This window comes from Lamprobacter sp., assembly GCF_034860625.1.
Taxonomy (GTDB): domain Bacteria; phylum Pseudomonadota; class Gammaproteobacteria; order Chromatiales; family Chromatiaceae; genus Lamprobacter.
Window position 1 is genome coordinate 1 of record NZ_JAYESN010000527.1, and the last position, 1,331, is coordinate 1,331.

Genomic DNA, 1,331 nt, shown 5'->3' on the forward strand with positions numbered 1-1,331 from the left:
TGGGCCGCGGCCGGAGCGTGCCGTGACCCTGCAGTTCCTTGGTCAGGCCGCGGAGGATTAAGTAATCATGAAAGCTGCTGATATCGAGGGTTTCTACAGCGATGCCTCGAGCCTCGACGCCGAGGCGCATCTCACCCTCGATTACCGCATCGAGTGTGCTGGTGATCCGCGCATCGCCGTCGCGCATCTGTGCAGCGAGCAGTCCACCGCGCAATGGTCCAGGGTCGATGTCGAGGAGGACTATCGCCCGCGCTTCGCCGCCAAGGTGTTGGATCTGGAGGTCGAGACCGAGCTGTCCGGCACCAGTTATCCGCTTCATCCGCCGGTCGATGGCCCCGTCAGCGTCTGCCGGGTGCGGATTGCCCATCCGCATGCGAACTTTGGCCCGCGCCTCCCGAATCTGCTCAGCGCGATCCTCGGCGAAGGCCCCTTCTTTGCCCCCGATGTGCCGCTGATCAAGCTGCTGGATATCCAGTTTCCTGACCGCTTTCTGGCCGCGTTCGAGGGGCCGCAGTTCGGGCTTCATGGATTACGCGAACGCTGGCAGATTCACAACCGGCCGTTCTTCTTCGGGGTGATCAAGCCCAACATCGGCCTGGACCCCGAGCCCTTTGCCGAGCTGGGCTATCAGGGCTGGCTCGGCGGACTCGATATCGCCAAGGACGACGAGATGCTGGCCGACCCGGACTGGTCGCCGATCGCGCGCCGCTCGGCCCTGCTCGGCGCTGCGCGCCAGCGCGCGGAGCAAGAGACCGGCGAGCACAAGGTCTATCTCGCCAACATCACGGATGAGGTTGATCGGCTGCTGCCGCTGCACGATCTAGTCGTCGCCAACGGCGCCAATGCGGTGATGGTCAATGCGTTACCGACCGGTCTGAGCGCGGTGCGCATGCTGCGCAAGCAGGCCCAAGTCCCGCTGGTGGCGCACTTCCCGTTGATCGCGGCCTCGAGTCGGCTGCCTTATTTCGGCGTGCATACCCGGGTCTGGACCAAATTGCAGCGCTTAGCCGGATTCGATGTGGTGATCATGCCCGGCTTTGGCCCGCGCATGATGATGGCAGAGGATGAAGTGCTGGAATGCATCGCCGCCTGTGTCGAGCCGATGGGGGCGATCAAGCCTTGTTTGCCGGTGCCGGGCGGCAGCGACTCGGCGGTGACCCTGCCGGGCGTGCATGCGCATGTCGGCAATGCCGATTTCGGCTTCGTCCCCGGCCGTGGCGTTTTCAGCCATCCGATGGGGCCGCGCGGCGGAGCGGCGAGCCTGCGGCAAGCCTGGGAGGCGATCGCCGCTGGCGTGCCGCTCGCCGAGCATGCGGCTCAGCATCCAGAGC

General features: G+C 65.4%; 1 protein-coding gene. It reads left to right on the forward strand.

All coding sequences use genetic code 11. The features are described from left to right. Positions 1-67: 67 nt before the first annotated feature. On the forward strand, positions 68-1,331 hold a 1,264-nt coding region (locus VBE63_RS29465), incomplete at its 3' end, for a RuBisCO large subunit C-terminal-like domain-containing protein (protein ID WP_323686526.1).